Here is a 23,263-nt window from a genome sequence, read left to right on the forward strand (position 1 = left end):
CGGTATGCAGTGACCGGGCGACGTGAATAGATCTAGGGGGAGCAGGCCATGAGCGGGACCAGTGGGGCCGGTGCGCGTGGTGGGACGGACGGGGCCGACAGCCCGGCCGCACGGCTCCAGGCCCTGTTCGAGGGGCACCGGCTGACGCCGACCCAGCGGCGCATCGCGCACAGCATGGTGCGCCGCGCGTCCGAGGTGCCTTTCCTGTCGAGCGTCGAACTGGCCGAAGTGGCCGGGGTCAGCCAGCCGTCGGTGACCCGCTTCGCCGTCGCCCTCGGCTTCGACGGCTACCCGGCGCTCCGCCGCCATCTGCGCGAGGTCGCCCCCGCGGAACCGGTCGCGGACACCGGCGCCGTCAACGAGTACCAGCAGGCCGTGGCCGCCGAGATCGAGAACCTGCGGCACCTCGCGGAGGTACTGGCCGACCCGGCGCCGGTGCGGGAGGCGGGCCGGCTGCTCGCCGGGAGCCGGCCGCTGCCGGTGCTCGGCCTGCGGGCCGCCGCCGCCCAGGCACACGGCTTCGCCTACTTCGCCGCCAAGGTCCACCCGGACGTCCGGCTCCTCGGCGAGGGCGGCACCATGCTCCACGACCGCATCGACGCCGCCGTCCGGGCCGGGGCGCGCACGCTGCTCTGCTTCGCCCTGCCCCGGCACCCGCGCGAGGTCGTCGAGGCGCTCGCCCACGCCAAGGAGGCCGGGCTCACGGTGGTGACCGTCGCCGACTCCGCCTTCGCTCCGGTCGCCAAGGTGTCCGACCTGCTGCTGCCCGCCGCCGTCGGCACCGGCCTCGCCTTCGACACCGCCTGCGCGCCGATGCTGCTCGGCCGGGTGCTGCTGGAGGCGATGTGCGACGACCTGCCGGACGCGCAGGCCCGGCTGGAGGAGTTCGACGCCAAGGCCGCGGCGCGGGGGCTGTTCGTGGACTGACCCGGGAGTGCCCCGGAGGTGACCCGGACGGCGGACGGGTTCTCAGGTTCGTCTCAGCTTGCCCCGTTACAGTGCGGCGCCTGACACACCTTTCAGACGCATCGCACAGGCAGGAACGAGACAGGAGGCAGGACGTGGCGCGCGGAGGACAGGTGGGGCTGGCTCGGGTCGCCGTCGTCGTACGGGCGGGCGCCGCACCACTGTGGTGGCTGGGCGTTTTCGCTGCGGGTATCGGCGTGCTGGTACCGGGGCTCACCGGACGCCGGATCGGGGTGCTGGCGGGCGCCGCCCTCTTCATCGTCGCCACGGCCGTCGTGACGTGGGTGCGCCGGCGGCGCTACACCGCCCTGGCCGGTTCGGCCGCCCGCGCGGGCAAGCACGACGTGCTCCAGGACCGCCGGGTCACCGTTCGCAACTGGCGCCGGGGCCACCGCTGGTGGCTGCTCCTCGCCTTCCTCGCCGCCCTCGGCAGCGCCTTCGCCGTGCCCGCCGCGGGCGGGCTGCTGCTGGCCGGCTGCGGCGCCGGGCTGTGGCTCAAGTCCGCCTGGATCGGCCGCCGGGAAGAGGCCGGGGACGCCCTGCTGTGGGTCCGCGTGGACTGGCTCGCCGACAACGCCGGCCGCCCCGCGGGCAAGAGGGTCAAGGCCTACCGCAGCACGGGCATCGCGGCGGGCGACGCGGCACCGGGTGGAGCGAGGCGTAAGACGGCGGTTTCCGTCTGACGGCGGTGCGGGTCTGAGGGCGGTGCGGGTCTAGGGGCGGTGCCCGTGTGACGCGGGTGCCGGTCCTGACGCGTGCGCGTCTGACACGGGTGCCGGTCCTGACGCGTGCGCGAGCGCGGTGCGGGGCGCTCGCCCGGTAGCGGCGGGCCGGGACTTCAGCAGGGCGCCGCGGCGCTCCGGCCCCTGAGGGTTGCCCGCGCCGACGCGGGAACCGGAGGAGACGCCCGTGCCGCAAAGACGCCCGTGCCGCGGAGGCGTGCAGCGCGGGCGTCCCCGGGCGCCGGCACCCGGGATCGATGTCCCCGCCCGAGCAGCCCTGCCCGACGGCCGCCGCGCCGTCACTCACGTGCGCCTCCACGACGCTGCCGCCTGCCCTGACGCCCTTTCCCGCACTCGCGCCCGCACCGCGCGGGGCACGGCCCTGTTGACTAGCTCTATTCAGGAGGCGAGGATATGAATATCCGTAGCAACAATCCGCCGGGAGCAAGCCACCAGGAGGCAGACCATGTCCGGACCTCGTCCTGTCCGAGCGCCACGCGGTACCGAGCCGAGCGCCCTGGGCTGGCAGCAGGAGGCCGCCCTGCGGATGCTGCAGAACAACCTCGACCCGGAGGTCGCCGAGCACCCCGACAAGCTCGTCGTCTACGGCGGCACGGGGAAGGCGGCCCGCGACTGGCGCTCCTTCGACGCGATGGTGCGGACGCTGCGCACCCTCAAGCAGGACGAGACGATGCTCGTCCAGTCCGGCCGCCCGGTCGGCGTCATGCAGACCCACGAGTGGGCCCCGCGGGTCCTCATCGCCAACTCCAACCTGGTCGGCGACTGGGCCAACTGGGAGGAGTTCCGCCGCCTGGAGGCCCTCGGCCTGACCATGTACGGGCAGATGACGGCCGGCTCCTGGATCTACATCGGCACCCAGGGCATCCTCCAGGGCACCTACGAGACCTTCGCCGCCGTCGCCGCCAAGAAGTTCGGCGGCACGCTGGCCGGAACCATCACCCTCACCGCCGGCCTCGGCGGCATGGGTGGCGCCCAGCCGCTGGCCGTCACCATGAACGACGGCGTCGTGATCTGCGTCGACTGCGACCCGCGTGCCATCGACCGCCGCATCGAGCACCGCTACCTCGACGTGAAGGCCGACTCCCTCGACCACGCCCTCCAGCTGGCCACCGAGGCCCGGGACCGGCGCAAGCCGCTGTCCATCGGCGTCCTCGGCAACGCCGCCGAGCTGGTCCCGCAGCTCCTCGCCATGGGCGCCCCGATCGACATCGTCACCGACCAGACCTCGGCCCACGACCCGCTGGCCTACCTGCCCACCGGCATCGCCTTCGAGGACATGGCCGACGCCGCCGAAAAGGACCCGGCCGGCTTCACCACCCGGGCCCGCGAGTCCATGGCCCGGCACGTCGAGGCCATGGTCGGCTTCCAGGACGCCGGTGCCGAGGTCTTCGACTACGGCAACTCCATCCGCGGCGAGGCCCAGCTCGCCGGGTACGACCGGGCCTTCGCCTTCCCCGGCTTCGTACCGGCGTACATCCGCCCCCTGTTCTGCGAGGGCAAGGGCCCCTTCCGGTGGGCCGCCCTGTCCGGCGACCCCGCCGACATCGCCAAGACCGACAAGGCGATCCTCGACCTCTTCCCGGAGAACGAGTCCCTGGCCCGCTGGATCAAGATGGCGGGGGAGCGGGTCCACTTCCAGGGCCTGCCCGCCCGCATCTGCTGGCTCGGCTACGGCGAGCGCGACAAGGCCGGTGAGCGGTTCAACGACATGGTCGCGAGCGGCGAGCTGGCCGCCCCGATCGTCATCGGCCGCGACCACCTCGACTGCGGTTCCGTCGCCTCCCCGTACCGCGAGACCGAGGCCATGCTCGACGGCTCCGACGCCATCGCGGACTGGCCGCTGCTCAACGCCATGGTCAACGTGGCCTCCGGCGCCTCCTGGGTCTCCCTCCACCACGGCGGCGGCGTCGGCATGGGCCGTTCCATCCACGCCGGGCAGGTCACCGTCGCCGACGGCACCCCGCTCGCCGGGGAGAAGATCCGCCGGGTGCTCACCAACGACCCCGGCATGGGCGTCATCCGGCACGTCGACGCCGGGTACGACATCGCCGAGTCGGTGGCGGCCGAGCGCGACGTGCGGGTGCCGATGCGCGAGGGCGATGAGGCCGCCGCGGGTGGCGCAACGGCCGAGGGTGACGGCGCGTGAACTTCCACAGCATGTGGGCGGAGCTGCTGCCGGTCGGCCGCAGCTCCGCCTCCGGCGGCTACCGCCGCTACGCCTGGACCGGCGCCGACGCCGACTGCCGGGCCTGGTTCCAGGAGCAGGCCGAGGCACGCGGGCTCACCCACGAGACCGACCGCAACGGCAACCAGTGGGCCTGGCTCGGCGACCCGGCCGCCGGGAACGCCGTCGTCACCGGGTCCCACCTGGACTCCGTGCCCGACGGCGGCGCCTTCGACGGCCCCCTCGGCGTCGTCTCCGCCTTCGCCGCCCTGGACGAACTGCGCGGGCGGGGAGCGCGGTTCACCAGGCCGCTGGGCATCGTCAACTTCGGTGACGAGGAGGGCGCCCGCTTCGGCCTCGCCTGCGTCGGCTCCCGGCTCACCTCCGGCGCGCTCACCGTCGAGCAGGCCCACCGCCTCACCGACGGCGACGGCATCACTCTCCCGCGGGCCATGGAGTCCGCCGGGTTCGACCCGGACACCCTCGGACCCGACCCCGAACGGCTCGCCCGCATCGGTGCCTTCGTCGAACTCCATGTCGAACAGGGCCGCGCCCTCGACCTGTCCGGCGACCGGATCGGCATCGCCTCCGCCATCTGGCCGCACGGACGCTGGCGGTTCGACTTCCGCGGCGAGGCCAACCACGCCGGCACCACCCGCCTCGCCGACCGGCACGACCCGATGCTGCCGTACGCCGAGACCGTCCTCGCCGCCCGCCGCGAGGCCGAACTCGCCGGCGCCGTCGCCACCTTCGGCAAGGTCGGCGTCGAACCCAACGGCGTCAACGCCATCCCCTCCCTGGTGCGCGGCTGGCTCGACTCCCGCGCCGCCGACCAGGCGAGCCTGGACACCGTGGTCACCGGCATCGAGAAGGCCGCCCGCGAGTACGCCGCCGCCCACGGCGTGGACCTCGACGTCGTCCGCGAGTCCTTCACGCCCGTCGTCGACTTCGACCACGCCCTGCGCGACGAACTCGCCCGCATCCTGGGCACCGAGACGGAACTGAGGGTCCCCGTCCTCGGCACCGGCGCCGGACACGACGCCGGAATCCTCTCCGACCGCGTCCCGACCGCCATGCTGTTCGTACGCAACCCCACCGGCGTCTCGCACTCCCCGGCCGAGTACGCCGCCGAGGACGACTGCGTGGCCGGGGTGAACGCACTCGCCGACGTACTGGAAGGGCTGGCCTGCACGTGACCACCTCCGAGCGGACCCGCACGTACTGGCTGGAGCACGCCTGGCTCGGCACCCACGTCGAGCCGGACGTCGCCGTGGAGGTGGCAGACGGCCGCATCACCGCCGTCCACCAGGGCGTCGCCACCCCGCCGCCCGGCGCCGAGATCCTGCGCGGACTGACCCTGCCGGGACTGGCCAACGCCCACTCGCACGCCTTCCACCGGGCTCTGCGCGGCACCGTGCAGGTCGGCTCCGGCACCTTCTGGACCTGGCGCGAGGTGATGTACTCCGTCGCCGACCGGCTGACCCCGGACACCTACCACGCCCTCGCCCGCGCCGTGTACGCCGAGATGGCACTGGCCGGCATCACCACCGTCGGCGAGTTCCACTACGTCCACCACGCGCCCGGAGGCACCCCCTACGCCGACCCCAACGCGATGGGCGACGCCCTGATCGAGGCCGCCGCCGAAGCCGGTGTCCGCATCACCCTCCTCGACACCTGCTACCTGTCCTCCGGCTTCGGCGAGCCCCCGAACACCCACCAGCTCCGCTTCTCCGACGGCACGGCCCAGGCCTGGGCCGAACGCTGTTCAGTTCTCAAGGAACGGGATCACGCACGGATCGGGGCCGCGATCCACTCCGTACGGGCCGTGCCCGCGGACCAGTTGGCGACCGTGGCCCAGTGGGCGCAGGCGCGGCGGGCCCCGCTGCATGTGCACCTGTCCGAGCAGACCGCCGAGAACGACGCCTGCCGACAGGCCCACGGCTGCACGCCCACCCGGCTCCTCGCCGACCACGGTGTGCTGGGCGCCCGCACCACCGGCGTCCACAACACCCACCTCACCGACGAGGACATCGCCCTGCTCGGCGGCAGCCGCACCGGCACCTGCATGTGCCCCACCACGGAACGGGACCTCGCCGACGGCATCGGACCCGCCCCCGCCCTCCAGCGGGCGGGCTCGCCGCTCTCCCTCGGCTCCGACAGCCACGCCGTCATCGACCTGCTGGAGGAAGCACGCGCCATGGAGCTGAACGAGCGCCTGCGCACCCGCGCCCGCGGCCACTGGACCGCCGCCGCACTGCTGCGTGCCGCCACCGCCGACGGCCACGCCGCCCTCGGCTGGGACGACACCGGCCGCATCGAGGCCGGAACCCGCGCCGACCTCACGACGATCGCGCTGGACTCGGTCAGGACCGCGGGGCCGCTGCCCAGGCTCGGCGCCGAGACGGCCGTATTCGCCGCGACGGCAGCGGACGTACGGCACACGGTCGTGGGCGGGCGGCACGTCGTACGCGACGGGGCGCACGCCCTCGTACCGGATGTGCCGCAGGCCCTGGCGCGGGCCGTCGAAGCCCTGCGCGCCTGACCACCCGACCCCGCCCCCACGAGGACGTCACGGACACCATGAGCAGCAGCACCGTCATCACCAACATCGCCGCACTCGTCACCAACGACCCCTCCCTCGGCGACCACTCCCCGCTCGGTCTGGTCCGGGACGCGGCCCTCGTCATCGAGGGTGACCGCGTCGTGTGGACCGGTGAATCAAGCAAAGCACCCGCCACTGACAATCGGGTCGACGCCGCTGGCCGGGCGGTCCTGCCCGGCTTCGTGGACTCCCACTCCCACCTCCTCTTCGCGGGCGACCGCACCGAGGAGTTCAACGCCCGCATGTCCGGCCGTGCCTACAGCGCGGGCGGCATCCGCACCACCGTCGCCGCCACCCGCGCCGCGAGCGACGCGGAACTGGAGGCCGGGCTCACCCGCTACCTCGCGGAGGCCCTGCGCCAGGGCACCACCACCTTCGAGACCAAGTCCGGCTACGGCCTGACCACCGCCGACGAGTCCCGCGCCCTGCGCGTCGCCGCCCGCCACACCGACGAGGTCACCTTCCTCGGCGCCCACATCGTCGCCCCCGAACTCGCCGACGACCCCGCCGCCTACGTCGACCTGGTCACCGGCGAGATGCTCGACGCCTGCGCCCCGCACGCCCGCTGGATCGACGTGTTCTGCGAGCAGGGCGCCTTCGACGGCGACCAGGCACGGGCGATCCTGACGGCGGGCAAGGCGAAGGGCCTGCACCCCCGCATCCACGCCAACCAGCTCTCCTACGGCCCCGGCGTCCAGCTCGCCGTCGAACTCGACGCCGCCAGCGCCGACCACTGCACCCACCTCACCGACGCCGACGTGGACGCCCTCGCGGGCAGCCGTACGGTCGCGACCCTGCTGCCCGGCGCCGAGTTCTCCACCCGCGCCCGGTGGCCGGACGCCCGGCGCCTCATCGACGCCGGTGCCACGGTCGCGCTCTCCACCGACTGCAACCCCGGCTCGTCCTTCACGTCCTCCGTGCCCTTCTGTATCGCGCTCGCCGTACGGGACATGGGGATGACGCCGGACGAGGCGGTCTGGTCGGCCACCGCGGGCGGTGCCGCCGCCCTGCGCCGCGACGACGTCGGCCGCCTCACCCCGGGTGCGTACGCCGACCTGACGCTGCTCGACGCCCCGAGTCACGTGCACCTGGCCTACCGGCCGGGCGTGCCGCTGGTCGCGGGCGTGTGGCGGCGGGGCGTGCGTAGGGTGTGACCGGCGGGTGAGCCGGGGAGCGGGGGACGGATGGCCAAGTACTGGTGGACGCCGTTCCTGGTGAACGTGCTGCTCGGGATTCCAGGCGTCGTGCCGTTCTGGCTCGTGTGGTACCTGCTGGTCAACTGGCCGCTGGCGGAGCTGGGCTGGACCGTGCGCGAGCCGACGGAGAACGACGGCATGGCGCTCTGGCTGGTGATCGTCGTCCCCGTGGTGGCGCTCTTCGCGATGATCTGGTGGCTGGTCAACGCGCCGTTGCGACGCCGCACCTCCCTCGCGCCGCGCACCTTCTGGCTCCTGTGCGGGCTGACCCCGCTGCTGCCGACGGCGGCGCTGATCGCCGCCTCCCCGTGACGGGCCGGGCAGCCCGAAGGGGGGCGGCCCGGCTTCGGACCACCCCCCTGGAGGGCAAGCGTCACGCGGTGCGGACTACTCCTCGACCGTGAGCCCCTTGCGCAGCCGTACGAGGGTCCGCGACAGCAGACGTGAGACGTGCATCTGGGAGATGCCCAGCTCCTCGCCGATCTCCGACTGGGTCATGCCGGCGACGAAACGGAGCGAGAGGATCTTCCGGTCCCGCGAGGGCAGTTCGGCGATCAGCGGCTTCAGTGACTCGACGTACTCGATGCCCTCGAGCCCGTGGTCCTCGTAGCCGATGCGGTCGGCGAGCGCGCCCTCCGCGTCGTCCTCCTCGGGCTGGGCGTCCAGCGAGGAGGCGGTGTAGGCGTTGGACGCCGCCATGCCCTCGACGACCTCGTCCTTGGACAGGCCGAGGTGCTCGGCCAGCTCGGTCACCGTGGGGGCGCGGTCCAGGCGCTGGGCCAGCTCGTCGCCGGCCTTCGCCAGGTCGAGCCGCAGCTCCTGGAGGCGCCGCGGGACGCGCACGGACCACGAGGTGTCGCGGAAGAAGCGCTTGATCTCGCCGATGATGGTCGGCATCGCGAACGTGGGGAACTCCACACCGCGCGACAGCTCGAAGCGGTCGATCGCCTTGATCAGGCCGATGGTGCCGACCTGGATGATGTCCTCCATCGGCTCGCTGCGCGAGCGGAAGCGGGAGGCGGCGAACTTGACCAGCGCGAGGTTCAGCTCGACGAGCGTGTTGCGTACGTACGCGTGCTCGTGGGTGCCTTCCTCCAGCGACTCCAGCCGCTCGAAAAGGGTCTTGGACAGGGCCCTGGCGTCCGCCGGAGCGACCTCGTCGTAGGCGGGGATGTCCGGAAGCCCGGCGAGTGCGCCGTCGTGGTCGACGACGGCGTCGTGGTGCTCGATGGGATCCAGATGTTCCGGAGGGAGTGTCGACGTCGCTTGGTGGGTACGCGATCCGTCGAGCCGGGGTGACATGATGTCCTCCATCGTTCTCGGCATGCGGCTGCCGAAGCCAAATACGTGCACTGCGGTGTGCGGCGCCTCCAAAGCCGGCCGTGTCGGTTTACGTGTCCTACTAGCCCTACCGGGTTTACCGAGCCGACCGCAAGTGTGTTATGTGTGAGTATGTCCGTTTGTGTGCGGTTGTTCGGGTGTCGGAGTGCAGTGGGTTGGCGTAGTGTTCGACGGCGTCAGCAGCAGTCACGACCTCGGGAGAGAGAAACGGCATGGACCGCGGGACGGTCGGCAGTGCCCAGTCGGGCCGGCTTCTGGTCGAGGTACGGGAAGAGGGCCCCAGTGCCGTCGTGACACCGGCGGGTGAGCTGGATCACCACACCGCCGATCTGTTGCGCGAGCCGCTGGAGGAGTGTCTCGCCAAGGGATTCAACCGGCTCGTCGTGGACTGCTCACGGCTGGAGTTCTGCGACTCCACGGGGCTCAACGTCCTGCTCGGTGCCCGGCTGAAGGCGGAGGCCGCGGGAGGCGGAGTGCATCTGGTGGCCATGCAGCCGGTGGTGGCCCGCGTGTTCGAGATCACGGGGGCCGAAGCTGTCTTCACCCTCCACGACACGCTTGAGGCCGCTCTGGCCGACGCGTCCGACTGAGCCGTCCTTGTCCGGCCGACGGAGGGGCGTGTGCGCATCCCGGGGCGGGTGTTTTCGAGCCGCACCGGGTTTCGTGCGCAATACAGGGGTGTTCGTACGGTCCCGTCGGGCAGGAGAGACCCTGAACCGGCTGTGTACGACTTTGCTGTCTAAGACTTTGAAACGTGAACTGGTGAATCGGTGAGGTGAAGCGCTGATGAGCACCACCCGGCCTTACTCGCCGGGCGACCGCGGTCCGGAGCCCAGCGGCGCTTCCGGGGCGTCCGAGGGGGGCGCGACCGGGGAGTCCGACGGGGGAGTGCCCGCGGGGCAGGCTGCGATGCTGGGGGCCTCCGCTCCCGCGCCCGCGGCTGCCTCGGGGGCGACGTCCGCGTCCCCGCCCGCGTCCGGGGAGGGCGGCGGACGGCAGGCCCGCAGGCTGACCTTCGAGGATGCGACCGGGGTCGTCCCGCTGGCCCGTGATTTCACCCGCGAGGCGCTGTACGCCTGGGGCTGGCTGCCCTCCGCCACCGCGGACCAGCGGGCCGCCGCCGAGGACGTACTGCTCGTGGTGTCCGAGCTGGTCACCAACGCCTGCCTGCACGCCGAGGGGCCGGACGAACTGCGGATCACCTGCGAGAAGAAGGTGATCCGGCTGGAGGTCTCCGACCGGGGTACGGGGCAGCCGTCACCGCGGACTCCGCACCGCGCCGGGCGCCCGGGCGGCCACGGGATGTTCATCGTGCAGCGGCTGTGCCTGGACTGGGGCGTCGTACGGACGCCGGGGGTCGCGGGCAAGCGGGTGTGGGCGGAGCTGGGCGCCCCGGCGTAGGCGTGGGCCTGCGGCGCTTGCGCCGTGTCCGCCCGTCCGTCCACCCGTCTCGATAGGCCAGGCACCCGGCCTCCTGGGGCTCTGCCCCAGTCCCCGGCGCGGACTTCGTACCCCGCACCCCTTCGCCGACTGTCTCGGTAGGCCAGGCAGCCGGCCTCCTGGGGCTCTGCCCCAGTCCCCGGCGCGGACTTCGTACCCCGCACCCCTTCGCCGACTGTCTCGGTAGGCCAGGCAGCCGGCCTCCTGGGGCTCTGCCCCAGTCCCCGGCGCGGACTTCGTACCCCGCACCCCTTCGCCGACTGTCTCGGTAGGCCAGGCAGCCGGCCTCCTGGGGCTCTGCCCCAGTCCCCGGCGCGGACTTCGTACCCCGCACCCCTTCGCCGACTGTCTCGGTAGGCCAGGCAGCCGGCCTCCTGGGGCTCTGCCCCAGTCCCCGGCGCGGACTTCGTACCCCGCACCCCTTCGCCGACTGTCTCGGCAGGCCAAGCAGCCGGCCTCCTGGGGTCCCGCCCCAGACCCCGGCGGGGGCTTCGTCCCAGTGCCCCTTCGCCCACCTGTCTCGGTCGGCCAGCAGCCAGCCCTCTGAGGGCTTCTCCCAGCGCCCGGCCGGGGATTCGTCCCCTGGGCCCCTCCCCGGGCCGTGCCCCGGCCCCTGGCGTTCCTGGACTCCGTCCGCGCGCTGCCGCCCGGCGAGCCGGTGCATGAGTCCCGCCTCCAGGGCCTCGCGCAGTTGCAGCATTCGTGCTCCGCGTGCCCCGGTCCTGCGGGACGGGTGTCGCTCCCAAAAGGCGGGAGGGCCACCTCATCCGGGGCGGATGAGGTGGCCCTCCCGAAAGACGGCCGCCGCAGGGCTCAGCGCACGTCGCCCATGAGGTCCTTGACCCGCTTGCGGTACATCCAGATCGCGAGGCCCGCGACCACCGCGAGGGTCGCCTCCGCGGCGACGATGCCCGTCTTGTTGAGGTCGACGCCGGCGATGGAGAGCAGGCCGGTCGTGGCGTCACCCGCGGTGACGGCCAGGAACCAGACGCCCATCATCTGCGAGGCGTACTTCACCGGCGCCATCTTCGTCGTCACCGACAGGCCGACCGGGGAGAGCATCAGCTCACCGCAGGTCTGGACGAAGTAGATCGCCACCAGCCACATCGCCGCCGCCTTGTGGCCGCCCTCGGCGATGCCCAGCGGGGCCAGGAAGAGGAAGAAGGACGCGCCGACCAGGACCAGGCCGCCGCAGAACTTGACGACGGTGCTCGGCTCCTTGCCGCGGCGGGCGAGCGCCAGCCACAGCGTGGCGAAGACCGGAGCGAGGGCCATGATGATGACCGGGTTGACCGACTGGTACCAGGAGACCGGGAAGTCCCAGCCGAAGACGCTGTTGTCGGCCGAGGAGTCGGCGAACAGCGACAGGGTCGAGCCGCCCTGGTCGTAGATCATCCAGAACACGGCGGCGGCGACGAAGAACCAGATGTACGCCGACATCTTGGACTGCTCGGCGCGGTCCAGGGACTTGTCGCGCTTGATGTTGGTCAGCACCAGCACCGGGATGATCACGCCGAGCAGGGTCAGCGGGACCAGGATCCAGTTCAGGGTGTAGTGGCCGGAGAAGCCGACGATCGCGTAGAAGACGACGGCCAGCGCGGCCCAGAAGGCGGCCTTGCGCAGCGTCGAGGTCTTCTCCTCCACGGACAGCGGCTTCGGGACCACGCTGGAGTGCGGGTCCAGGTGGCGGCTGCCGATCAGGAACTGGATCACGCCCAGGCCCATGCCGACCGCGGCGAGCGCGAAGCCCAGGTGCCAGTTGACGTTCTCGCCGATGGTGCCGATGGTCAGCGGCGCCGCGAAGGCGCCGAGGTTGATGCCCATGTAGAAGACGGTGAAGCCACCGTCGCGGCGCGGGTCGTCGGGGCCGTTGTAGAGCTGGCCGACCATCGTGGAGATGTTGGCCTTCAGCAGACCCGAGCCGATGGCGACCAGACCCAGGCCCGCGTAGAACGTGCCGGAGGACGGCAGCGCCAGCGTGAGGTGGCCGAGCATGATCACACCGCCGGCGATGGCGACGGTCTTGCGGGGGCCCCAGACCCGGTCGCCGAACCAGCCGCCCGGCATCGTGAGCAGGTACACCAGCGAGAGGTACACCGAGTAGATCGCGGTCGCGGTGCCGGCGCCGAGGCCGAGGCCACCCGGGGCGACGAGGTACAGCGGGAGCAGAGCCCTCATGCCGTAGTAGGAGAACCTCTCCCACATCTCGGTCATGAAGAGTGTGGCCAGTCCGCGGGGGTGGCCGAAGAAGGTCTTCTCGGAGCCGGGGGTGCCCGGGGTGACCGAGTCCTTCGTCAGGCTGGACGCCATGGTCGATCCTTGCTGGTCGGGACGCGCTCATGAGGCGATGCGCGCCCGGTGGGGGGCGGCCGGCACCGGCGGCCTTCCCCGCCCGTCCCACGCCTGGGGGATTCCGCTCCGGATTGCGAAGCGGTGGGCGGCGGCCACCGGGATCCACGCCTCGGCGCGCGTCACTGCACGCGGTGAGGCCCGGCCACAGGTCATTCCTTTCAAGGCCGGCCGTGGGGGCCGGCCCGCACACAAAAGTGACCTTCAGCGTCGAACTGTCGCCAAAGGTCCGCAGGGTGCTACAGGCGCTGATTCACCATACGGCAGGACACCGCCCGGTATGGAAGGACTTGAGACACGGATCACAGGTAATAGTGGAACCGCGAACGATCTTTCGAAGGTCCATCACAGGATGGCACCCCACAGCCCCAGGTCCGGACGCGGGGTCGACGGGACGGGTCGTACGGCGTCCGTCCGGGGAGTGTCCGGCGGGTGTCCGGCTTGTCCCTTGTACGTCGGCCGTGGCAGCGATCTTGCCCCGGGCGTTGCTCCGAGCGGTCTACCATCAGGCCATGACCCGTGTACTGCTCGCCGAGGACGACGCGTCCATCTCGGAGCCGCTGGCCCGCGCACTGCGCAGGGAAGGGTACGAGGTCGAGGTGCGTGAGGACGGACCCACCGCACTCGACGCCGGGCTGCAGGGCGGCATCGACCTGGTCGTGCTGGACCTGGGCCTGCCGGGCATGGACGGTCTGGAGGTCGCCCGCCGGCTGCGGTCCGAGGGCCATGCCGTGCCGATCCTGATCCTGACCGCGCGTGCCGACGAGGTGGACACCGTCGTCGGCCTGGACGCGGGCGCCGACGACTACGTCACCAAGCCCTTCCGCCTGGCCGAGCTGCTCGCCCGGGTCCGGGCCCTGCTGCGGCGCGGCGCCGTGGAGACCCCGCAGCCGCCCGCCACCCACGGCGTGCGCATCGACGTCGAGTCGCACCGGGCCTGGATGGGCGAGGAGGAGCTCCAGCTCACCGCGAAGGAGTTCGACCTGCTGAGGGTCCTGGTGCGCGACGCCGGCCGGGTCGTCACCCGCGACCAGCTGATGCGCGAGGTCTGGGACACCACCTGGTGGTCGTCGACCAAGACCCTCGACATGCACATCTCCTGGCTGCGCAAGAAGCTGGGGGACGACGCGGCCAACCCCCGTTACATCGCCACCGTGCGCGGCGTGGGCTTCCGTTTCGAGAAGAACTGAGCGAGCCCCGCGGGGGCCTTCCGGGTAAGAGGACATGCGCCGTCGACTGATCCAGTCCACGCTCGCCGTGGTACTCGTCGTGATCGCCGTCTTCGGCGTCTCCCTCGTCATCGTCGAGACCCGGACCATCAGCAGCACCGCCCAGGAACGGGTCGACCTGGAGGCGGTGCGGCTGGCCAGCATCGTCGACAGCCGGCTCATCGGCACCGGCTCCGTCGACGGGGACTTCCTGCGGGAGCAGATCCGCGACGCCCGGTACGCCGTGATCCGCATTCCCGGCGAGCCGGTCATCGAGGTCGGCGACAAGCCGTCCGGAGACGTCCTCCAGGGCAGGGCCACCGGTGAGGAGGGCGAGACGGTCCTCGTCGAGGAGCCCAGCTCCTCGGTCACCCGGGAGGTCGGGCGCACGCTGCTGATCATCGGGCTGGTGGCGCTGCTCGCGGTGATCGCGGCCGTACTGCTGGCGATCCGGCAGGCCAACCGCCTCGCCTCGCCGCTCACCGACCTCGCCGAGACCGCCGAACGCCTCGGCTCCGGCGACCCGCGCCCGCGGCACAAGCGGTACGGCGTCCCCGAGCTGGACCGGGTCGCGGACGTGCTGGACTCCTCCGCGGAGCGCATCGCCCGGATGCTCACCGCCGAGCGCCGGCTGGCCGCCGACGCCTCCCACCAGCTGCGTACGCCGCTGACCGCACTGTCGATGCGGCTGGAGGAGATCACCCTCACCGACGAGCCGGAGACGGTGAAGGAGGAGGCGACGATCGCGCTGTCGCAGGTGGAGCGGCTGACCGACGTCGTGGACCGGCTGCTCACCAACTCCCGCGACCCGCGCAGCGGCTCCGCCGTCACCTTCGAGCTGGACGACGTCATCCAGCAGCAGATCGCCGAGTGGCGGCCGGCCTACCGCGGCGAGGGCCGGGCCATCGTCAGCTCCGGCAAACGCCATCTGACGGCCGTGGGCACCCCGGGCGCCGTGGCGCAGGTGCTGGCCGCGCTGATCGAGAACTCCCTGATGCACGGCGGCGGCACGGTGGCCCTGCGGACCCGGGTGACCGGCAACCAGGCCGTGGTCGAGGTCACCGACGAGGGCCCCGGCGTCCCGGGCGACCTGGGGGCGCGGATCTTCGAGCGCGCGATCAGCGGACGCAACTCCACCGGCATCGGCCTCGCCGTCGCCCGCGACCTGGCCGAGGCGGACGGCGGCCGCCTGGAGCTGCTCCAGAGTCGCCCACCGGTCTTCGGGCTGTTCCTGTCCCGTACGCCGCCCTCGAAGAAGTCCTCGACGGACGGCGGGGAGACGGTGCGCTGAGGGCCCCGGGCGGAGGCGGGCGGGTCAGCGGTGGCCGGCGGGGGCGCCGTCCGCGCGCGGGACCGCGGTGGGGTGCTCGTGCTCCAGGAAGGTCTCCGCCCGCGTCACCGGCTCACGGGCGGGCAGCGCGCGGAAGACCCAGCTGCGGTACGACCAGAAGCGGAACAGCGTGCCGATGCCGATGCCGAGGAACTTGAAGATGTTGCTCTGCAGCGGGCTGTCCCAGCCGAACCCGTACGTCGCGGTGTAGAGCACGCCGTTCTCGATGACCAGCCCGACCGCGCTGAACAGCAGGAACAGCGACATCTCGCGGGTCTGGCCGCTCTTGTCGCGGTCCCGGTAGGTGAAGTAGCGGAAGCCCACGTAGTTGAAGACGATCGCGGCGACCGTGGCGATGATGCTGGCCCGCACCACCTGGAGGTCGGTGACCTGCCGCACGAAGTTGAAGACCAGGAGGTTGACCAGCACCCCCGCGCCGCCCACGGCGCCGAACTTCACGACCTCACGCACGAACCGGTCGACCCGGTCCCGCATCCCGGCGCGCTGCGCCGCGGGCGCGGAGGGAGCCGTGTGAGCACCCGAGGAACCATGTCCCATGGCCGTGCAGGCCCCCGTCCATCGGTTGGCGTCAATCCGTTCATGCTAACCACCCGGACGCGCGATCTTCCTGCGGACGGTCCTACGGGAGCCGGAACGGGCGTCTGGACCGGCTGGAAACGGCCGGTAAACAGGTGGGCTCCGCGCGGCCGATACGCTAGGGGTGTGACGTTCCCGGTAGTCGGCATGGTCGGCGGTGGCCAGCTCGCTCGTATGACACACGAGGCGGGCATCCCGTTGGGCATCAGGTTCAAGCTTCTCAGTGACACTCCTCAGGACTCTGCGGCGCAGGTCGTGAACGAAGTCGTCGTCGGCGACTATCGCGATCTGGACACGTTGCGCGAGTTCGCGCGCGGCTGTGACGTGATCACCTTCGATCACGAACACGTGCCGACCGAGCACCTCAAGGCCCTGGAGGCGGACGGCATCCCCGTCCGTCCCGGTCCCGAGGCGCTCGTGCACGCCCAGGACAAGGGCGTGATGCGCGCGAAACTCGTCGCGATCGGTGTGCCCTGCCCGCGGCACCGGATCGTGCGCGATCCGGCCGACGTGGGCGCCTTCGCGGACGAGGGCGACGGTTTCCCCGTCGTCCTGAAGACGGTGCGCGGCGGGTACGACGGCAAGGGCGTGTGGGTCGTGGACTCCGTCGAGGAGGCGGCCGAGCCCTTCCGCGCGGGGGTGCCCGTGCTGGCGGAGGAGAAGGTCGACTTCGTCCGCGAGCTGGCCGCCAACGTGGTCCGCTCCCCGCACGGCCAGGCGGTGGCCTACCCCGTCGTCGAGTCCCAGCAGGTCAACGGCGTCTGCGACACCGTGATCGCCCCGGCGCCCGACCTCGACGAGGCGCTGGCCCTGCGTGCCGAGGAGATGGCGCTCGGCATCGCCAAGGAGCTGGGTGTCGTCGGCCACCTCGCCGTCGAGCTGTTCCAGACCCGTGACGGCCGCGTCCTCGTCAACGAACTGGCGATGCGCCCGCACAACTCCGGCCACTGGACGATGGACGGCGCGATCACCTCGCAGTTCGCCAACCACGTCCGCGCGGTCCTCGACCTCCCCCTCGGCGACCCGCGCCCGCGCGCGAAGTGGACCGTGATGGTCAACGTCCTGGGCGGCGACTACCCGGACATGTACTCCGCGTACCTGCACTGCATGGCCCGCGACCCGCAGCTCAAGATCCACATGTACGGCAAGGACGTGAAGCCCGGCCGCAAGGTCGGCCACGTCAACACCTACGGCGACGACCTGGACGACGTGCTGGAGCGCGCCCGTCACGCTGCCGGCTACCTGAGAGGGACGATCACCGAATGAGCCAGGCCAGCCCGGTGAGCCCGGTCGTAGGCATCGTCATGGGGTCGGACTCCGACTGGCCCGTCATGGAGGCCGCCGCCAAGGCCCTCGACGAGTTCGAGATCCCCCACGAGGTCGACGTCGTCTCCGCGCACCGCATGCCGCACGAGATGATCGCGTACGGCGAGCAGGCCGCCGGACGCGGGCTGAAGGCGATCATCGCCGGGGCCGGGGGCGCCGCCCACCTGCCCGGCATGCTCGCCTCCGTCACCCCGCTGCCGGTCATCGGCGTCCCGGTGCCGCTGAAGTACCTGGACGGCATGGACAGCCTGCTGTCCATCGTGCAGATGCCGGCCGGTGTCCCCGTCGCCACCGTCTCCGTGGGCGGTGCCCGCAACGCCGGTCTGCTGGCCGCCCGCATCCTCGCCGCCCACGACGAGGAGCTGCTCGGCCGGATGCGCGAGTTCCAGCAGGAGCTCAACGACCAGGCCACCGAGAAGGGCAAGCGGTTGCGCAACAAGGTCGGGGGCTCCGCGGCCGGCTTCGGATTCGGCAAATGACGGAAGGGACGGAAGGGACGCACATGACGACCTCCACGACCTCCTCGGCCTCCCTCGGCCGGGCCCGCGAGCTGCTGCGCGAGTTCCCGGTCGTCGACGGGCACAACGACCTGCCCTGGGCGCTGCGCGAACAGGTCCGCTACGACCTCGACGCCCGCGACATCGCCGCCGACCAGTCCGCCCACCTGCACACCGACCTGGCCCGGCTGCGGTCCGGCGGCGTCGGCGCGCAGTACTGGTCGGTGTACGTCCGCTCCGACCTGCCGGGCGCGGTGACGGCCACGCTGGAGCAGATCGACTGCGTACGGCGGCTGATCGACCGCCACCCCGGGGAGCTGCGGGCCGCACTGACCGCCGCCGACATGGAGGCCGCGCGGGCCGAGGGCCGGATCGCGTCCCTGATGGGCGCCGAGGGCGGCCACTCCATCGACAACTCGCTGGCCACGCTGCGCGCCCTGTACGCGCTCGGCGTGCGCTACATGACGCTCACCCACAACGACAACGTGGCGTGGGCGGACTCGGCGACCGACGAGCCCGGCGTCGGCGGTCTGTCCGCCTTCGGCCGCGAGGTCGTGCGGGAGATGAACCGCGAGGGCATGCTGGTCGACCTCTCGCACGTCGCCGCGACGACGATGCGGGACGCGCTGGACACCTCCACCGCGCCGGTGATCTTCTCGCACTCCTCCTCCCGCGCCGTCTGCGACCACCCGCGCAACATCCCCGACGACGTCCTGGAGCGGCTGCCCGCCAACGGCGGCATGGCGATGGTGACGTTCGTGCCGAAGTTCGTGCTCCAGGCGGCCGTGGACTGGACCGCCGAGGCCGACGAGAACATGCGCGCGCACGGCTTCCACCACCTCGACTCCAGCCCCGAGGCGATGAAGGTGCACGCCGCCTTCGAGGAGCGCGTCCCGCGTCCCGTCGCCACCGTGTCCACGGTCGCCGACCACCTCGACCACATGCGCGAGGTCGCGGGCGTCGACCACCTCGGCATCGGCGGCGACTACGACGGGACGCCCTTCACCCCGGACGGCCTCGGCGACGTCTCCGGCTACCCGAACCTGATCGCCGAGCTGCTCGACCGCGGCTGGTCCCAGGCCGACCTGGCCAAGCTGACCTGGAAGAACGCGGTCCGCGTACTCGACGCCGCCGAGGAGGTGGCCCGGGGGCTCCAGGCCGCGCGGGAGCCGTCCAACGCGTCGCTGGAGGAGCTCGACGGCTGAGCCGTCACCTCTGGCAGGGCGGGGCAGCCGGTGTGTCCGGCCGCCCCGCCCAGGTACGTCCGGGGGGTTGAGCCGCGTACCCCCGAACGCTCCATCCACCAGGAAGCCCTTTCCGCTCCGTGCGACGGTGGCCGTACCTCACGACGACCGTTCGGAGCCCGTCATGGCAGACCTCCAGGACGACCTGCACACCGGTACCGAGGCCGGTGGGCTCGACGACCTGCCCTTGCCGCTCGCCGCGGAGGCCTTTCCGCCGGAGCCCTACGCGCCCGTGTCCGACCCCGACGACGAGCCGCTGACCCGGGCGCTGGCCGTACTCTCGGCCCACCCCGTCGCCGACGGCTGCAACGGCCTGCCCTGGGCGCTCAGGCACCTGCCCTGGTACGACCTGGAGCTGGGCGAGAGCGCCGTCGACACCGACGTGCCGCGGCTGCGCGCGGGCCGCGTGGGCGCGCTGCTGTGGTCGCTGCACCTGCCCGAGTCCCTCGACGGGGACCGCGCGGTCGGCGCGACGCTGGAGCAGCTCGACCTGGTCAAGACGGTCGTGCGGGCCCACCCGGAGGGGCTGCGCCTGGCCTACGACGCGGGGCAGGCCATCGACGCCCGCAACTGCGGCCGGGTCGCCGTGCTGCCCGGTCCCGCGGGCGCCGCCGCCCTCGGCGACTGCCTCGGCATCCTGCGCTCACTGCACGCCCTCGGCCTGCGCGCCCTGACGCTGTCCGGGGTGAGCTGGGCGAGCGAGGCGGGGCTGACCCGGTTCGGCGAGGAGGTCGTCCGGGAGATGAACCGCCTCGGTGTCGTCGCCGACCTCTCCGGCGCCTCCGCGGAGACCGTCCGCCGTACCCTCGCCGTGTCCAAGGCGCCCGCGCTGTGCACCCGGTCCGCCGCCCGTGCCCTGCGCCCGCACCCCGCCAACCTCCCCGACGACCTGCTGGTGGAGCTGGGCGCGGCCGGCGGTCTGTGCATGGTGCCGCTGACCGCCGAGCAGACCGGCCCGACCGTCCGGGACGTCGCCGACCACCTCGACCACGTGCGCACGGTGGCCGGGCCGCAGAGCGTGGGCCTGTCCGGCACCTTCGACACCGGCGCCGCCCACCCCTTGGAGCTGGGCGACGCCTCCTGCTACCCCCGGCTCATCGCCGAACTGCTCAGGCGCGGCTGGGACGAGGCGGACGTGGCCCTGCTGACCTGGGGCAACGTCCAGCGCGTCCTGCGCGCCGCGGCCTTCACCGCGAAGGCGGCCCAACTGCGCCGCGAGCCGTCCACGGCGACCATCGGGGACCTGGACGGATAATCCGCGCGAGCGTCACGTGTGCTCGATCCGGCACAGGCAGAACGGGTGTCCCGCCGGATCGGCGTACACCATGAAGTCCTTCTTCTCCCGGTCCTCCAGGTCCAGCGGCCGGGCGCCCAGCGCGAGCACCCGCTCGTGCGCGGCGTCCATCTCCGCCCAGGTCGCCCCGCCCTCGAAGTCGAGGTGGAACTGCTGGGCGTTGCGGTCGGAGCGCGGCCACTCGGGCGGGGTGAGGCCCGGCGCCCGCTGGAAGGCCAGACGAGGTCCGCCCGGCACCTGGAGGACCACCCAGTCCGGGTCCTCCTCGTCGGGCGTGCCGCCCCCGACCGCCGCGTAGAAGCGGGCCAGCTCACGGGGCTCGGGACAGTCGACGACGACGGAACGGAAACGTGCCGCGGGTGCCATGCGGGTACCTCCCGGGATCGGTGGATCGGTGGATCGGCGGATCGGCGGATCGGCGGATCGGCGGATCGGCGGATCGACGCTCAGCAGGCGCACAGGCAGAACGGGTGCCCGGCCGGGTCGGCGTAAACCCGGAAGGTACGGGTGCGGTCCTCCGCGTCCAGCGGCCGCGCGCCCAGCTCGAGCACCGCCTTCTCGGCCGCGTCCAGGTCCGGGACGGTCAGGTCGAGGTGGAACTGCTGCGAGTCGTCGGGCGCGGGCCACTTCGGCGGCACGAACCCGGGGGCGGCCTGGAACGCCAGCGCCTGTCCGCCCGGCAGCTTCAGGTCGACCCAGTCGCCCTCGCCCTCGACGGTGCCGCCGAGCACGCCGGCGTAGAAGCGGGCCAGTGCACGGGGCTCGGGACAGTCCAGGACGACGACACCCAGTTCGGCGACAGCCATGACTTCCTCCTTGAAGCACGCGGTCTTCGGCTCACCGGCGGTTACCAGCACTGCGCGGGTAACCGGTAACGGTTACTGCATGCTCCCCTATTGGGGGTAACGTCGCAAGCATGAGTGAGCGATCGCCCGCACCGGGCGGCCTGGAACTGGTCGAGGCCCTGGTGAACACGCTGCTGGACGTCAAGACGGGCGCCGACTCGCTGGACACCCCGGAGAACCGGGCGCGTTTCGGACTGACGGAGGACGACCTGTCCGCGGCCCGCGAGCTGCGCGAGTCCCTGCGCGCCACCCTGCTCGCCCACGCCGGCCATCCGCCGCACCGCCCGGTGACCCCGCTGGGCGAGCTGCTGGCCGCCGCCCCGCTGGTCGTCGCCGTCGACCCGGCCGACGGTTCCGCGGCCCTCGCCCCCGCCCGCGAGGGCACCCTCACCGCGCGCGTCGCCGCCGCCGTCGCGGAGGCGCTGGTGGCCGGCACCTGGAGCCGCTTCAAGGCGTGCGAGGCCGCCGACTGCCACTGGGCGTACTACGACCGCAGCCCGGGCGGACGAGGCCGCTGGTGCTCGATGCAGGTGTGCGGGGCGCGCGCCAAGATGCGCCGGTACCGGGCCAAGGAGGCGTAAACCACAAGGGGTTCACCGGCCGCCGCACCGCTTCGTGGGGCAGAATGCGGACGACGCCGGTTCGGCCGACTGAGCCTCGGCCGAACCGGCGTCGCCTTCACGGGCCTCCGGCAGCCGTCAGGCCGTCGGGCGGCCCATCGCCCGGTACGTCCAGCCGGCCTTCCGCCAGAGCGTCGGGTCCAGGGCGTTGCGCCCGTCCAGGATCACCCGGGCCGCCGTGGCCTCGCCGAGCGCCTCCGGGTCCAGCTCACGGAACTCCCGCCACTCGGTGAGGTGCAGGACCACGTCCGCGCCCCGCACCGCCTCCAGCGCCGAGTCGGCGTAGCCGAGGGTCGGGAAGAGCCGCCGGGCGTTCTCCATGCCCTTGGGGTCGTACACCGTCACCTGGGCGCCCTGGAGGTGGACCTGCCCGGCGACGTTCAGCGCGGGGGAGTCGCGGACGTCGTCCGAGTCGGGCTTGAAGGTGGCGCCGAGCACCGCGATCCGCTTGCCGAGGAAGGGGCCGCCGCCCAGCGCCTGCCGGGTCAGCTCCACCATCTGGCCGCGCTGGCGCATGTTGATGGAGTCGATCTCCCGCAGGAAGGTCAGCGCCTGGTCGGCGCCCAGCTCGCCGGCGCGGGCCATGAAGGCGCGGATGTCCTTGGGCAGACAGCCGCCGCCGAAGCCGATCCCGGCCCGCAGGAACTTCTTGCCGATCCGGTCGTCGTACCCGATCGCCTCCGCCAGCTTGGCGACGTCGCCACCGGCCGCCTCGCAGACCTCCGCCATCGCGTTGATGAAGGAGATCTTGGTGGCGAGGAAGGAGTTCGCGGCGGTCTTCACCAGCTCGGCCGTCGGGAAGTCCGTGACGACGAACGGCGAGCCCTCAGCGATCGGCGTCGCGTACACCTCGCGCAGCAGCTTCTCGGCCCGCTCGCTGCGCACGCCGACCACGAGCCGGTCGGGGTGCAGGGTGTCCTCGACGGCGAAGCCCTCACGCAGGAACTCCGGGTTCCAGGCCAGCTCGGCCTCGTCGCCCGCCGGCGCGTGCTCGGCCAGGTAGGCGGCCAGCCGGTCGGCGGAGCCCACCGGCACGGTCGACTTGCCGACGACCAGCGCCGGGCCGGTCAGGTGCGGCGCCAGCGAGGCCAGCGCGGAGTCGACGTACGACATGTCGCAGGCGTACTCGCCGTGCTTCTGCGGGGTGTTCACGCACACGAAGTGCACGTCGCCGAAGGCCGCGACCTCGGCGAAGTCGGTGGTGAAGCGCAGCCGCCCGCTGGAGCCCTCGATGCCGGCGACGTGCCGGCGCAGCAGTTCCTGAAGACCCGGCTCGTACATCGGGACCTCGCCCCGCTGGAGCGTCTCGATCTTCTCGGGCACCACGTCGAGACCCAGCACCTCGAAACCGAGCTCGGCCATGGCCGCCGCGTGGGTGGCGCCGAGATAGCCGGTACCGATCACGGTGATCTTCAGGGCCATGGGTGCTCCAGAGGTGTACGGCACGGTTGCGCGCCCGAGCATATCCGGGACGCGGCACAGGCCCTTCGGTCGGCTGTCG

22 protein-coding genes are annotated in these 23,263 nt (G+C 72.3%); 16 read left to right on the plus strand and 6 right to left on the minus strand.

All coding sequences use genetic code 11. The annotated features are described in order from the left end of the window. Nucleotides 1-48 precede the first annotated feature (48 nt). The 7 genes from BZZ08_RS12430 to BZZ08_RS12460 all read left to right on the plus strand — a co-directional run bounded on the left by BZZ08_RS12430 (nucleotide 49) and on the right by BZZ08_RS12460 (nucleotide 7,983). Entirely contained in the window at nucleotides 49-927 is an 879-nt protein-coding gene (locus BZZ08_RS12430; protein ID WP_104632244.1) for a MurR/RpiR family transcriptional regulator, read from the plus strand. 134 nt (nucleotides 928-1,061) lie between these two features. Further along, nucleotides 1,062-1,649, plus strand: a complete 588-nt coding sequence (locus BZZ08_RS12435) for a hypothetical protein (protein ID WP_104632245.1) — start codon at nucleotides 1,062-1,064, stop codon at nucleotides 1,647-1,649. 505 nt (nucleotides 1,650-2,154) lie between these two features. Continuing rightward, a complete protein-coding gene (gene hutU, locus BZZ08_RS12440; RefSeq protein ID WP_104632246.1) occupies nucleotides 2,155-3,855 on the plus strand; it encodes a urocanate hydratase in 1,701 nt (566 codons plus the stop codon). Then, nucleotides 3,852-5,069, plus strand: a complete 1,218-nt coding sequence (locus BZZ08_RS12445) for an allantoate amidohydrolase (RefSeq protein WP_104632247.1) — start codon at nucleotides 3,852-3,854, stop codon at nucleotides 5,067-5,069. The genes hutU and BZZ08_RS12445 overlap by 4 nt, the downstream gene beginning before the upstream one ends. After that, a complete protein-coding gene (locus BZZ08_RS12450) occupies nucleotides 5,066-6,415 on the plus strand; it encodes a formimidoylglutamate deiminase (protein ID WP_104632248.1) in 1,350 nt (449 codons plus the stop codon). The genes BZZ08_RS12445 and BZZ08_RS12450 overlap by 4 nt, the downstream gene beginning before the upstream one ends. A 38-nt stretch (nucleotides 6,416-6,453) precedes the next feature. Beyond that, complete coding sequence (gene hutI / locus BZZ08_RS12455) at nucleotides 6,454-7,629, plus strand: imidazolonepropionase (RefSeq protein WP_104632249.1); 1,176 nt, start codon at nucleotides 6,454-6,456, stop codon at nucleotides 7,627-7,629. A gap of 30 nt (nucleotides 7,630-7,659) precedes the next feature. Beyond that, a complete protein-coding gene (locus tag BZZ08_RS12460) occupies nucleotides 7,660-7,983 on the plus strand; it encodes a hypothetical protein (RefSeq protein ID WP_104632250.1) in 324 nt (107 codons plus the stop codon). Nucleotides 7,984-8,058: 75 nt separating this feature from the next. Here the strand turns inward: BZZ08_RS12460 and BZZ08_RS12465 are convergent, their stop codons facing one another. Beyond that, nucleotides 8,059-8,973 (minus strand): RNA polymerase sigma factor SigF, encoded by a 915-nt coding sequence (locus BZZ08_RS12465; protein WP_104632295.1) that lies wholly within the window; start codon nucleotides 8,971-8,973, stop codon nucleotides 8,059-8,061. A 251-nt stretch (nucleotides 8,974-9,224) separates the two neighbouring features. Between BZZ08_RS12465 and BZZ08_RS12470 the strand changes: the two genes are divergently transcribed. Together BZZ08_RS12470 and BZZ08_RS12475 are read left to right on the plus strand one after the other, a co-directional pair. Next, complete coding sequence (locus BZZ08_RS12470; protein WP_104632251.1) at nucleotides 9,225-9,602, plus strand: STAS domain-containing protein; 378 nt, start codon at nucleotides 9,225-9,227, stop codon at nucleotides 9,600-9,602. 196 nt (nucleotides 9,603-9,798) lie between these two features. Beyond that, entirely contained in the window at nucleotides 9,799-10,413 is a 615-nt protein-coding gene (locus BZZ08_RS12475) for an ATP-binding protein (RefSeq protein ID WP_104632252.1), read from the plus strand. 852 nt (nucleotides 10,414-11,265) lie between these two features. On the opposite strand, the gene BZZ08_RS12480 is transcribed toward BZZ08_RS12475, so the two are convergent. Next, nucleotides 11,266-12,762, minus strand: a complete 1,497-nt coding sequence (locus BZZ08_RS12480) for an MFS transporter (RefSeq protein ID WP_104632253.1) — start codon at nucleotides 12,760-12,762, stop codon at nucleotides 11,266-11,268. Between the two features lie 551 nt (nucleotides 12,763-13,313). Between BZZ08_RS12480 and BZZ08_RS12485 the strand changes: the two genes are divergently transcribed. Further along, a complete protein-coding gene (locus BZZ08_RS12485) occupies nucleotides 13,314-13,991 on the plus strand; it encodes a response regulator transcription factor (protein ID WP_104632254.1) in 678 nt (225 codons plus the stop codon). A gap of 34 nt (nucleotides 13,992-14,025) precedes the next feature. Further along, a complete protein-coding gene (draK, locus tag BZZ08_RS12490) occupies nucleotides 14,026-15,300 on the plus strand; it encodes a two-component system sensor histidine kinase DraK (RefSeq protein WP_104632255.1) in 1,275 nt (424 codons plus the stop codon). A 24-nt stretch (nucleotides 15,301-15,324) separates the two neighbouring features. On the opposite strand, the gene BZZ08_RS12495 is transcribed toward draK, so the two are convergent. After that, entirely contained in the window at nucleotides 15,325-15,897 is a 573-nt protein-coding gene (locus BZZ08_RS12495) for a GtrA family protein (protein WP_104632256.1), read from the minus strand. A gap of 165 nt (nucleotides 15,898-16,062) precedes the next feature. On the opposite strand from BZZ08_RS12495, the gene BZZ08_RS12500 reads away from it, so the two are divergent. From BZZ08_RS12500 to BZZ08_RS12515, 4 genes are all read left to right on the plus strand, one after another. Continuing rightward, entirely contained in the window at nucleotides 16,063-17,202 is a 1,140-nt protein-coding gene (locus BZZ08_RS12500; protein WP_104632257.1) for a 5-(carboxyamino)imidazole ribonucleotide synthase, read from the plus strand. Next, complete coding sequence (purE, locus tag BZZ08_RS12505; protein ID WP_104632258.1) at nucleotides 17,199-17,741, plus strand: 5-(carboxyamino)imidazole ribonucleotide mutase; 543 nt, start codon at nucleotides 17,199-17,201, stop codon at nucleotides 17,739-17,741. The genes BZZ08_RS12500 and purE overlap by 4 nt, the downstream gene beginning before the upstream one ends. A gap of 23 nt (nucleotides 17,742-17,764) precedes the next feature. Further along, complete coding sequence (locus tag BZZ08_RS12510) at nucleotides 17,765-18,964, plus strand: dipeptidase (protein WP_104632259.1); 1,200 nt, start codon at nucleotides 17,765-17,767, stop codon at nucleotides 18,962-18,964. Between the two features lie 163 nt (nucleotides 18,965-19,127). Next, nucleotides 19,128-20,258, plus strand: a complete 1,131-nt coding sequence (locus BZZ08_RS12515) for a dipeptidase (protein WP_104632296.1) — start codon at nucleotides 19,128-19,130, stop codon at nucleotides 20,256-20,258. A gap of 12 nt (nucleotides 20,259-20,270) precedes the next feature. Here the strand turns inward: BZZ08_RS12515 and BZZ08_RS12520 are convergent, their stop codons facing one another. Both BZZ08_RS12520 and BZZ08_RS12525 read right to left on the minus strand, forming a co-directional pair. Continuing rightward, nucleotides 20,271-20,663 (minus strand): VOC family protein, encoded by a 393-nt coding sequence (locus BZZ08_RS12520; RefSeq protein WP_104632260.1) that lies wholly within the window; start codon nucleotides 20,661-20,663, stop codon nucleotides 20,271-20,273. A gap of 80 nt (nucleotides 20,664-20,743) precedes the next feature. Next, the gene (locus BZZ08_RS12525; protein WP_104632297.1) at nucleotides 20,744-21,103 is read right to left on the minus strand and encodes a VOC family protein; all 360 of its coding nucleotides are present in this window, start codon (nucleotides 21,101-21,103) and stop codon (nucleotides 20,744-20,746) included. A 110-nt stretch (nucleotides 21,104-21,213) separates the two neighbouring features. On the opposite strand from BZZ08_RS12525, the gene BZZ08_RS12530 reads away from it, so the two are divergent. Beyond that, nucleotides 21,214-21,723 carry a CGNR zinc finger domain-containing protein gene (locus tag BZZ08_RS12530; protein ID WP_104632261.1) on the plus strand — a complete coding sequence of 170 codons (510 nt, stop codon included), beginning with the start codon at nucleotides 21,214-21,216 and terminating at the stop codon, nucleotides 21,721-21,723. A 117-nt stretch (nucleotides 21,724-21,840) separates the two neighbouring features. Here the strand turns inward: BZZ08_RS12530 and BZZ08_RS12535 are convergent, their stop codons facing one another. After that, the gene (locus tag BZZ08_RS12535) at nucleotides 21,841-23,184 is read right to left on the minus strand and encodes a UDP-glucose dehydrogenase family protein (protein WP_104632262.1); all 1,344 of its coding nucleotides are present in this window, start codon (nucleotides 23,182-23,184) and stop codon (nucleotides 21,841-21,843) included. Nucleotides 23,185-23,263: the final 79 nt, after the last annotated feature.

The organism is Streptomyces sp. MH60, from assembly GCF_002939385.1.
Classification (GTDB): domain Bacteria; phylum Actinomycetota; class Actinomycetes; order Streptomycetales; family Streptomycetaceae; genus Streptomyces.

Excerpts from the sequence above, each read along its gene's own strand:
- BZZ08_RS12515 (WP_104632296.1), top strand. The coding sequence starts at position 19,128 with ATGGCAGACCTCCAGGACGACCTGCACACCGGTACCGAGGCCGGTGGG.
- BZZ08_RS12485 (WP_104632254.1), top strand. The coding sequence starts at position 13,314 with ATGACCCGTGTACTGCTCGCCGAGGACGACGCGTCCATCTCGGAGCCG.
- BZZ08_RS12480 (WP_104632253.1), bottom strand. The coding sequence starts at position 12,762 with ATGGCGTCCAGCCTGACGAAGGACTCGGTCACCCCGGGCACCCCCGGC.
- BZZ08_RS12525 (WP_104632297.1), bottom strand. The coding sequence starts at position 21,103 with ATGGCTGTCGCCGAACTGGGTGTCGTCGTCCTGGACTGTCCCGAGCCC.
- draK (WP_104632255.1), top strand. The coding sequence starts at position 14,026 with ATGCGCCGTCGACTGATCCAGTCCACGCTCGCCGTGGTACTCGTCGTG.
- BZZ08_RS12535 (WP_104632262.1), bottom strand. The coding sequence starts at position 23,184 with ATGGCCCTGAAGATCACCGTGATCGGTACCGGCTATCTCGGCGCCACC.
- BZZ08_RS12465 (WP_104632295.1), bottom strand. The coding sequence starts at position 8,973 with ATGTCACCCCGGCTCGACGGATCGCGTACCCACCAAGCGACGTCGACA.
- hutU (WP_104632246.1), top strand. The coding sequence starts at position 2,155 with ATGTCCGGACCTCGTCCTGTCCGAGCGCCACGCGGTACCGAGCCGAGC.
- purE (WP_104632258.1), top strand. The coding sequence starts at position 17,199 with ATGAGCCAGGCCAGCCCGGTGAGCCCGGTCGTAGGCATCGTCATGGGG.
- BZZ08_RS12475 (WP_104632252.1), top strand. The coding sequence starts at position 9,799 with ATGAGCACCACCCGGCCTTACTCGCCGGGCGACCGCGGTCCGGAGCCC.
- BZZ08_RS12460 (WP_104632250.1), top strand. The coding sequence starts at position 7,660 with ATGGCCAAGTACTGGTGGACGCCGTTCCTGGTGAACGTGCTGCTCGGG.
- BZZ08_RS12430 (WP_104632244.1), top strand. The coding sequence starts at position 49 with ATGAGCGGGACCAGTGGGGCCGGTGCGCGTGGTGGGACGGACGGGGCC.
- hutI (WP_104632249.1), top strand. The coding sequence starts at position 6,454 with ATGAGCAGCAGCACCGTCATCACCAACATCGCCGCACTCGTCACCAAC.
- BZZ08_RS12495 (WP_104632256.1), bottom strand. The coding sequence starts at position 15,897 with ATGGGACATGGTTCCTCGGGTGCTCACACGGCTCCCTCCGCGCCCGCG.
- BZZ08_RS12530 (WP_104632261.1), top strand. The coding sequence starts at position 21,214 with ATGAGTGAGCGATCGCCCGCACCGGGCGGCCTGGAACTGGTCGAGGCC.
- BZZ08_RS12520 (WP_104632260.1), bottom strand. The coding sequence starts at position 20,663 with ATGGCACCCGCGGCACGTTTCCGTTCCGTCGTCGTCGACTGTCCCGAG.
- BZZ08_RS12510 (WP_104632259.1), top strand. The coding sequence starts at position 17,765 with ATGACGACCTCCACGACCTCCTCGGCCTCCCTCGGCCGGGCCCGCGAG.
- BZZ08_RS12470 (WP_104632251.1), top strand. The coding sequence starts at position 9,225 with ATGGACCGCGGGACGGTCGGCAGTGCCCAGTCGGGCCGGCTTCTGGTC.